This is a genomic window from Campylobacter sp. BCW_6877 (assembly GCF_001762445.1).
Classification (GTDB): domain Bacteria; phylum Campylobacterota; class Campylobacteria; order Campylobacterales; family Campylobacteraceae; genus Campylobacter_D; species Campylobacter_D jejuni.
This window is the reverse complement of sequence record NZ_MJWW01000063.1, coordinates 47342-56207: the sequence shown is the minus strand read 5'-3', so window position 1 is coordinate 56207 and position 8866 is coordinate 47342. Positions and strand designations below refer to the sequence as shown.

13 protein-coding genes are annotated in these 8866 nt (G+C 28.7%); all 13 read right to left on the bottom strand.

What is annotated here, in order from left to right; genetic code table 11:
* Nucleotides 1-180, bottom strand: a 180-nt coding sequence (locus AJ936_RS09745) for a DUF5675 family protein (protein WP_222555544.1), incomplete at its 3' end; no start/stop codon positions are given.
* 48 nt (nt 181-228) lie between these two features.
* On the bottom strand, nt 229-1512 hold the full coding sequence (locus AJ936_RS09740; RefSeq protein ID WP_057981351.1) for a hypothetical protein: 1284 nt from the start codon (nt 1510-1512) through the stop codon (nt 229-231).
* Nucleotides 1509-1880: a DUF1353 domain-containing protein gene (locus AJ936_RS09735; RefSeq protein WP_052774271.1), complete on the bottom strand. Its 372-nt coding sequence runs from the start codon at nt 1878-1880 to the stop codon at nt 1509-1511. Before AJ936_RS09735 ends, AJ936_RS09740 begins: the two co-directional genes overlap by 4 nt.
* Nucleotides 1870-2334 carry a hypothetical protein gene (locus tag AJ936_RS09730; RefSeq protein WP_002801917.1) on the bottom strand — a complete coding sequence of 155 codons (465 nt, stop codon included), beginning with the start codon at nt 2332-2334 and terminating at the stop codon, nt 1870-1872. The genes AJ936_RS09735 and AJ936_RS09730 overlap by 11 nt, the downstream gene beginning before the upstream one ends.
* Entirely contained in the window at nt 2331-2837 is a 507-nt protein-coding gene (locus AJ936_RS09725) for a DUF4376 domain-containing protein (protein WP_070274510.1), read from the bottom strand. Before AJ936_RS09725 ends, AJ936_RS09730 begins: the two co-directional genes overlap by 4 nt.
* Before the next feature lie 8 nt (nt 2838-2845).
* Nucleotides 2846-4522, bottom strand: coding sequence for a hypothetical protein (locus AJ936_RS10665; RefSeq protein WP_250540939.1), 1677 nt, complete (start codon nt 4520-4522; stop codon nt 2846-2848).
* Complete coding sequence (locus AJ936_RS09715; RefSeq protein ID WP_052775429.1) at nt 4515-5147, bottom strand: hypothetical protein; 633 nt, start codon at nt 5145-5147, stop codon at nt 4515-4517. Before AJ936_RS09715 ends, AJ936_RS10665 begins: the two co-directional genes overlap by 8 nt.
* Nucleotides 5144-5461 (bottom strand): head-tail adaptor protein, encoded by a 318-nt coding sequence (locus tag AJ936_RS09710; RefSeq protein WP_002788295.1) that lies wholly within the window; start codon nt 5459-5461, stop codon nt 5144-5146. Before AJ936_RS09710 ends, AJ936_RS09715 begins: the two co-directional genes overlap by 4 nt.
* A gap of 12 nt (nt 5462-5473) precedes the next feature.
* On the bottom strand, nt 5474-5911 hold the full coding sequence (locus AJ936_RS09705; RefSeq protein ID WP_002788293.1) for a phage gp6-like head-tail connector protein: 438 nt from the start codon (nt 5909-5911) through the stop codon (nt 5474-5476).
* Nucleotides 5908-6159, bottom strand: a complete 252-nt coding sequence (locus tag AJ936_RS09700) for a hypothetical protein (protein WP_002788291.1) — start codon at nt 6157-6159, stop codon at nt 5908-5910. The genes AJ936_RS09705 and AJ936_RS09700 overlap by 4 nt, the downstream gene beginning before the upstream one ends.
* 10 nt (nt 6160-6169) lie before the next feature.
* On the bottom strand, nt 6170-7336 hold the full coding sequence (locus tag AJ936_RS09695; RefSeq protein ID WP_070274508.1) for a phage major capsid protein: 1167 nt from the start codon (nt 7334-7336) through the stop codon (nt 6170-6172).
* Nucleotides 7337-7352: 16 nt separating this feature from the next.
* Complete coding sequence (locus tag AJ936_RS09690) at nt 7353-7910, bottom strand: HK97 family phage prohead protease (RefSeq protein WP_002788287.1); 558 nt, start codon at nt 7908-7910, stop codon at nt 7353-7355.
* 85 nt (nt 7911-7995) lie between these two features.
* Nucleotides 7996-8865, bottom strand: coding sequence for a hypothetical protein (locus tag AJ936_RS09685; RefSeq protein ID WP_002788286.1), 870 nt, complete (start codon nt 8863-8865; stop codon nt 7996-7998).
* Between the last annotated feature and the right edge of the window lies 1 nt (nt 8866).

The window sequence follows — 8866 nt, the reverse complement described above, 5'->3', positions numbered from 1 at the left end:
ATGTCTTTTTAAATTATAATTTCCTTCAGGTATTCTTAAATCTTTACCACTTTCTAAACCCTCTTTATCTTCTTCCAAAGAAAAGCATTCAAAAAGAATTTTTTCTTCATCATCTAAAACCTTAAATTTGCCAATAACGCAAGTTTTACCAGTATATCTTCTATTAATTGTTATTTTCATTATAATTCCTTTCTTTTTATTTTTTGTATTTTATTTTTAGATTTAAACTCATTTTTCTTCTTCAAATTCAAATAAAAAAGCATTATCACCATAGGTAGTTTTATCAATTTCTTTTTTTATTCCTATAAAGCTTCTCTCGACTATAATTTCATTTTGAACTCTAAGGGCTTTTTGCATTTTTATATTTGAAAGATTGACATTTCCATAATATCCAGCTTGCCTATAAAAAAGACTCATAGGAATTTCATTTGTAAAAAGCTCTATACTTACACTATTTTTTATATTAGAAGCCCAAAGACAGCATTCATTTGCATTGCCATCATATTTTTTTAAAGCATTGGTAATATTATGCCAAGCAGGATCATTATAAATTCCGCTCGTTTTGATATTTCCTTCTATTTGATTTTTACTTGGTTTTGAAAGAACGCTAACTTCAGTATAATTTTTAGATTTTAAACCCATTCCATCTTTAGTGATTAAAAAACTGCCTTCATTAAGTCCTTTTATAATTTGCGTAGTGCTTGCTAAAGAATTTTCAAAACCAAAACGCAAATCACTTAAACATCCGCCATATTGACCACTATTTAAATTTGTATCAAAACTAATAATAATCAACTCTTGTGCTGTAATATTTTCATTTCCAAGCAAATTAATCCAACTTGTGTATTTATCATCACTTGCCACACAAAGCCAAAGTTGTTTTACATTTTCATTATAAGTTATAATTAAATCATTAACATTAGCTTTTGTTTTTGGAGTGGGAATAGAATTAGATACTTTTATTCCATTAATGCCTAAATTTAATTTCATATCTTCGAGCATCTCTTCTATAATAGGTTTAATTTCTTCTTTTGTTGGTGTTTGAGCCTTTAAACTTTCTAAAAATTCATCTTGACTTTTTCCCGTGTTTTCTTCATTTTCAAGCCAAAGTTCATAAGCACTTTTACCATCAGCTCCTTTAGCTCCATCTTGCCCTTTTAAATTTTCAAGCTGTTCTTCTGTAAAATCTTCATAAGTAAAAGGATCTCCTTTATCACCTTTTAAACTTTCTTGATTTTCTAAAACAACTTTTAATACAACTTCTTTTAAACTCTCTTCATTGATATTTGCATTGATGTCAAGCTCTTCTAGCAAGGCTTCTAGTTTTTCTTTTAATTCACTTTGTTTTATAAAGTTAAAACTTGTTAAAACTTCATTTATAGCATTTTTAATACTTTCATCGCTTGGTTTTACTCCATTTTTAAAAAGTTCTTTTAAAATTTCTAAAGCTTCACTAAAATCTTTATTGATTTCTTCTGTTTTTATGGCAATTTCTCTTAAATCCACGCTCATCTTATCCCCTTTATTAAACATTTGATCTGATGAAATAAATTACAAGAGCAATAAAAAACAAAAATCTTAAATTTATTTATTTCTAAAGCTTGCATTGCTTCTTTTAAAACAAGATCAGCTAGCCTATAATCATCTCTTGATTTTGCATTTATACACAAATAGTCATGGACAACACAAGCGCTAAAATACTCACTTTTAAAAGGTGGAAACAAAGACCAAAAAAGGCGTGGAATACTCGCTCCATCAGTTTTAAAACCTTGTGGTACAATGCCTTTGTAATTTGGTAAAATAAACTCATAATCTTGTATCACTTCAAATCTATCTTTATCATAAGGTTTTACACAAACCCTTTTTAATTCATTTTTCATTTTTATCGCCTTCTAATTTTAAATATTTGTTTGCTATATTTTTAAATTTTTCTATAAAAAGATTATAAAAGTCCATTTCTTTAATATCTTCTTTTTTCCTAATGCTTTGGACACTGATTAAAAATGCTAAAAACTCACCTATGGTTAAAAAGCTAAAAGAATAATCCACAAGATAGTAAAAAACACTGATTTGCTTAGCCATAATAGCTAAGATAAAAGGCACAAAAAACATTAAAGTTTTACTTAAAATATCTGTGATTAAAAAATTTCTAAAATTTTTTCTTAGAGCTAAAGTTTTAATCATAGAGGCTATACCTGAAAAGCTAAAAACAATGAGCAAAACAATAACTTGAGCTGTTTCTATTTTAAAATACGCTAAAAATTGATAAAAAAAAGCTAATATAGCACTGCCTGCAAATAAAATAACATTAGTGTTGTTTTCTAAGTTATTCATTCTTTACTCTCCCAAACAATTAAATCAAGTTCTTCTTTGCTTTGTGCATTTCTAGCTTTTTCTTTTAAAGCACTTGCCTTAAAGATAGTTTTTTGCACGAAATAAGCCATGCTACTTGCAAAGAGTTTAAACTCATCTACGCTAAATCTTGTAGTTGAATTATCAAGCGCAATCCAATCAATATAAGGAATTAAACTAGGATTAACAAGAGCATTGGTTACTGCTCCATTAATTCTTAACTGATCTTCATTAGAACTTTGATAGATTTTACCTTTAAAAGAAAATCCACCATTTAGAATATTTTCTTTTTTTGTATTAATCTCGTTGATTTTTAACTCTTTTGCCTCGTTTAAAAGCTCTTCTTCGCTTTTAGGAGGATTTATTAAAGAGTTAAACTCTTCTTCGCTAATAGGTGTTAAGCCTGTTTTAATTTGCTCATTGCTCACTTCATCCTCATAAGCATAAATTTGATTATTATTGTTTTTGTCTATAAAATATTTCATTTTTTCTCCTATTTAATATTTAAAATTTTCGCTGTCATTTGTGTTTTATTTTCTGTATCTTTGTTAAAAGCTAGATGATAGGTGTCTTTGGGGTTTAATATCGCTGTAAATGCAGGGATATATAATCCAGTTATTGTATTTTTATCTATTCTTTTAATTAAAGAATTGTTGATATAAATTTCTATTGTATTTAATAATGTAAATTCGTTTTTAAGCAATGAGAATTCTATTTCAATTGGCGTTTTAGTTCCGTTTGTATTTGTATATATAACACCACTTGCAATAGAGTGAATTTTATATAAAGAAGTTCCATCAAGATAAGTATTAAACCCTATCAATGCTAAAAGTTCTGCATTTTTCAAAGAAAGCCCACTACCATCGAGCAAAGACACTTGTTCTTTTAAAGTCGCTAAATTTACAAGTTCATTATCTTTTGTAGCTTTTGTCGAGCTTGTAGGTAGTTTGGTAAAGTCTTTAGCTCCTGTAATGGTTTGATTAGTAGCTAAAGTAACATATTTGGCAATTTCTGTATTAAAATCATTTTTTAAAAGGTAATTTTTAATTTCATCTCTAACATCTAATTGTTTAACTATATTATCTAAAAAACCACGATTGACTAAAAGATGGTTTTTTGTCAAATTTTCAAGTTCGTTTTGTTTTTGCACAAGTTCGTTTTGTTTTTGTTCTTTTAGCTCTTCTAATTGCGTTGCGTCTTCTTCTTGTTCTTGCTTTTGTGAAATTTGTTCTTTTAAATCTTTAATATCAGCATTAAGTTTATCAATTTCTTTAGTAGCATTTATAATACTTTCTTTTCTTTGATTATTTTGAGAAATGGTATAATCAATTAATTCCATTATGAAATCTAATTTATAAGAAATATTATTCATATCATTAAACCAAATAAAAGCATCAAGCCCTAGATCAGACTTTAAAATCCAAGCTGTATCGTTAGTCACTCTTGCATAGATTAAATACTCATTTCCTTTTTTCCAAATTTCGCCAAGTTTTGCCTCACTTGGTTCTTCTTCGCTTTCATAAGTAGGTGTATATTCGCTTGGGTTTTCAGGGCTAGTCCAAGAATTGCCACTTGTGGTTTTAATATAAACAAAATATTCATCCCCTTTTTTCCAAATATCGCCAAGCGTTGCATTTTGTGGAGCTTCTTCTTGATTAAATGCAGGTTCTAAATTCTCAGGCAAGGATGGATTTATCCAAGCTTCATTCTTCAACACTTTTTCACAAAGATAAAATTCGCCTACTTGTAAATTAACATCATCCATAGGCTTAAACCAAATATCATTAATTTTTCTTTCTTTAGGTCTTTCTTTTTGTAAGAAAGTGATTTGTGGATTTTTAATAAATTTAAAGATTTTAGCCTCATCAGTTTTAAACCAAGTTTCATTCACATTGGGCATTGTAGGTTCTTCATCACTTACATAATCAAAAGGATAAACCACTTTTTTATAAAGTTCTTTTAGCATATTAAGTTTTTCATCGCTTAAGTTTTCATAGTTTTGTAAAGCTTCTTTTACTTTTTCATCAAAAGCATTTAAATTTTCTAAAATGTGCTCATCAATCCTATCTTTTGAAGCATAAAGCCACTCTCTTATGGCTGTAACATCCTTAGTAGCTTGACTTAGCGTAGCATAAAGCTCTGTGCTTCTTATTTTTGAGTTATCAAGCATTGTTTTCTCCTTTTAAAGTTAAATTAATTTCGTTTTGTGAAGAGAGTATGTTTGTGATATTTTCTAAAGCTTTTTGAGCAAGGTTTATATCTCTTCTTTGTTCTTCTAAACTCAAATTCACATCATCTAAATTTAGGGCTTCTTCTTTTCTTAGTTTAATAAAACCTCTTTCCATAATAAAGCGTTCTAAGCTTAAGCTATGAGCCAGAGATTGAGAAATAGCGATATAATCAGCTCCAACGCCATTATCATTTAATCTTTCTATCATCTCATAGCCTTTGTTTTCAACTATGGTTAGGCATTCATCGGTAAATTCTTTTAATCTTTCTTTAGCTTTTTGCTCTAAAACATTTTGAAAATCTTTGCAAAAATTTTCTATTTTTAAGATATTTATATTTGTTTTACTGTCAATTTGCTCTAAAGCCAAATTAGTATAAGAGATCATATTAGAGTTTAGCTCTATCAAGGAAGCACTTAATATATTTATATCTTTAATAAAATCATTAATCTCTTTTGAAAAAGGAACAAGCGCATTAACAAAGTTATTAGCATCCTTATCAAAATCAACAGGATTAGCCATATCAGGTGCTTTAGGTAAAGTATTAATGAAAGATATTTTATTCATTGAAATTTCCTTGCTTTTATTTTTAAAAATTTCTTGTTTTGGCTTTCATCTTCCAAGCTTACAATCTCATATTTTTCATCTCTAAAAACTAGAAAATAAGAAAAATCAAGCTCTAAAAATCTAAGCTCAAATTCATGCGTAGCGACTAAAGATAAGCCACTATTTAACTCTTTAACATCCGCACTTAGATTTTTACAACTTGCATAAACTTCTTTAAAAAGTAAATCTTGCGTAAAATCGCTTTCTAAAAACTCATTTTTGCTTTGTTCTTTTTTGTAAATTTTAACTCTATGCTTAAATCCATTTGCTTTCATTGCCATTGCCTTTTAAAAATAAGCTATTTTGTAGCGAGTGATTAAAGCACTTGAAATTTTAGGCATACTCACACCATCAAAAGCCATTAAAACATAATTTTTAAGCCACAATTTTATGTCTTGTGGCAATTCTTCAAAACCTAAATTTACAATCATATTCCCACAACCTATTGCATAAAGCACACCACCATTTGTTTTAAACTCGGCTTTAAAATTTGCATTTTTTAAAGCATTAAAAGGAGCTAAAATCACCCTTTCATTAAAAAATTCAACTTCATAATCATTTAAAGCTAAAATGCGATTGGTTCTTGTTTCAAATTCATTCATTCCAGCTTTTAAAAATTGTTTTAAATTTGCATCAAAAACATCGCTATCAATTCTTAAAAAGTCTCTTAATTCTTGAATGTCTATGAGTTCTTTTTTGCTATCTTTTAATGCCTTTAATCTCATTTTTTACCTTTTTTATCTTCTTTTTCGTTTTGTTTTTGTGGCTTTTCTTGCATTTCTTGATCTTCTTGTGGCTTTTTATCTGTATTTGATTTTTCATCAGTATTTTGTTTTTGTTCTTCTTGTTCCACGATTTCCACAATGCCTTTTTCTAAGAGCCTTAAGGCTTCACTATCTTCAAGTAAAACCTCATCGCCTTTTTTATAAAAAATATTACCGCTTAAACAACACTTGAAAACTACTTTTTTCATCTTCCATCCTTTAAGCAGGGCATACAATTTTACAAACTGCCGAATTATCCATAAGCTTTGCATCAAGTCTTAAACGCACTTTAATACCTATTAAATCATTTTGAGAGTAAAGCTCATTAAGTCTTGTAAAACTCATACTTGATCTATCCCAAATTTCATAAAAACTAAAATCTCCAAAAAATGCAGGGACTTTGCTTGCACCAAAACCATCAACACCAGAACAATAAACTACCTTTTTACCTAAAATTGTGTCATAGCCATTAGCACTTAAAGCAGGTAGCCACAATGGGCGATTATCATTATCTGTAAGTTTATAAATAGCTTTCATAAACTCATCTCCTACAAGCCAAGTGGCATTTTTACGATAAGCACTGTCTAAACTGAAAAAAGCATCTATGATATCATTGCTTGTAATACCTTGATTTGAAGCAAGTGTAAACGCTTTTTTAGCATTTTTAAGTCCTGTTGGTTTTTTATTTCCATCTCCATTAATAAAACTTAATTCTTCTGTTTTTGAAATCTTTTCAGCGGCTTTTCGCACTATAAAACTTTCAAGATTTGCAATGTTGTCACTCAAGAGTTCTTCGCTGATTTTAATAATACCGCCAAGCTTATGTGCACCTATACTTAAAGAACTAAATTTAGCACTAACTTCAGTAAAGCTTTCCTGTTCGCCAAGCCAAGAAAATTCACCCATCTCATCAAAAACAGGTATAATTTGATTGCTAGAGCTTTTTTGCACTGTAGCAATCTTTCTAATAACACTAAGATCATTTAATTTTTCTCTTATTTTACTTTGCAAAGTTGTAGGGACTAAAATCCCACCTTGCTCTGCTGTGCTTTCATTTAAAACATTTCTTTTTAAAATATTGTCAATACTTCCATTTCTTAAATAATTCACAAAAGAACGCATATGATTTTCTTCATTTAAATCTTCATCCTCTCCTTTAGGATTTTGTCCTAAAACAGGGCTTACAACCTCATTTAAATATTTTTCTCTTTCTAGCTCTGCTTCAGCTCTTGAGAGTTCTTTTCTTTTACTTTCAAAATCTTGCATTAAAGCTTCGTATTTTGTGTTTTCTTCAGCACTAAAGCTTCTTTGCTCGTTTTTAGCCTTATTTAATAAAGCCACCATTTGTTCGTGTAAATTTCCTATTTCTTGTCTTAATTTTTGCATTGTTTTTTCTCCTTGTTTAAATTGATATTTCTAAAAGTTTAAGTTCTCGCTCTCTAGCTTCACTTAAGGCTTTGATTTTCTTTTTTTCTTCATCTTCTTCAAAGCGTTTTTTAGCGTTTTTATCCGCACCTTTCCAAACAGCGCTGAGTTCAAAAATTTCAAACTCTGTAACTAGAACCCTTTTAGGCGAACTTTTTTTATCTACAACTTGCTTTAAAACTCTATAACCAATTGACACATCGCTTAAAATTCCATCTTGATATTTTTTAAAGATATCTAAGCTTTTTTCGTCTTTGGCAAAGATACAATCACAAACTAACTCATTATTTTCAATTCTTATATTTTCAATTCTTGCGATAGCATTATCTACGCTTGGTTTATGATCTTTAAAAAGAGTTTTAAGATTTTCAAATCTCGCACCTTTTACATCAAGCTCTTCTATATAGTCTCCAAGCTCCCAATCAAAACGCAAACAAGCATTAGAATTTGAAACCATGACAAAGCTTAAAGACATATTTTCTTCGCTAACGCTTCTAAGTCTTGCGGTATCTGCTCTTATGTTTTTAAAACTCATTTTAAAATCCTTTTTTGAAGTTTTATAAGGATTTTAGAAAATTTTTAAGGCGTTAAAGTGCGTGTTAGAAGATATTTTTTATTTTTTAAATCAAACCTTGAATATTTAGTTTATATTGCATATAATCTTGATCCTCTAAAGGTGCAGAATAATCTTTTAAAATTCCAAAAGTAGTTAATTTTTTAAAGCCCAATTCGCTTTCATCTCCTATAAATAAGGCTTTAGTATTATAAAGTCCTGCTATTAAATCATCATAATAATCAAAGTCTTTTTTTTCTACAGCAACTATAAATTCTAAGTATTTTGCTTTCTTACCAGTTACTACATTTGTTACTCCCCATTCATTTGTTGAAGTTTTTGAGTAATTTATATAAGTGCTATTTGCAGGATAGATTGTAACACCTGCAAATTCTTTTTTTCCTATTAAAATATGTCCTACATTACACCCTATTTTAGCAGGCTCAAAACTTATTAAAATTTCTGAGTTAATAGGATAAGGTAAAAACACAAAATCTTCTTTATTGACTTTAAATTTGCTAAAAAAATATTCCCACCAAGTGCGAGATTTTTTATAATACATTGATTTTTCATAAATGATTTTGCCATCTAATGTTTCTATCTTTATTTTTGAAACATCTAAATTTAAAAATGCTAAAGTATCAAATACCCCATCTACTTTCAATTTTACACTCCAAGCTTTATCACATTTTGTTTGAGTATTTAATTCATCATCAAAAAAAGCATTTTCATTGATGGGTGCAAATTTAACCCATTTATCAAAATACACATCAGGTTCTTCATGCGTATCTTCATCACTTGCGCTTACCCAAACAAAACCTTTAAATTGCACTTTTTCATTATTTTTATAACTTACTTCCTTATCCCATAAAGGCGTTTCATCTTTTTTAGCTAAATTTTGTAAAACTTCAAATTCTAAAGGTTTAATTATAGTCATC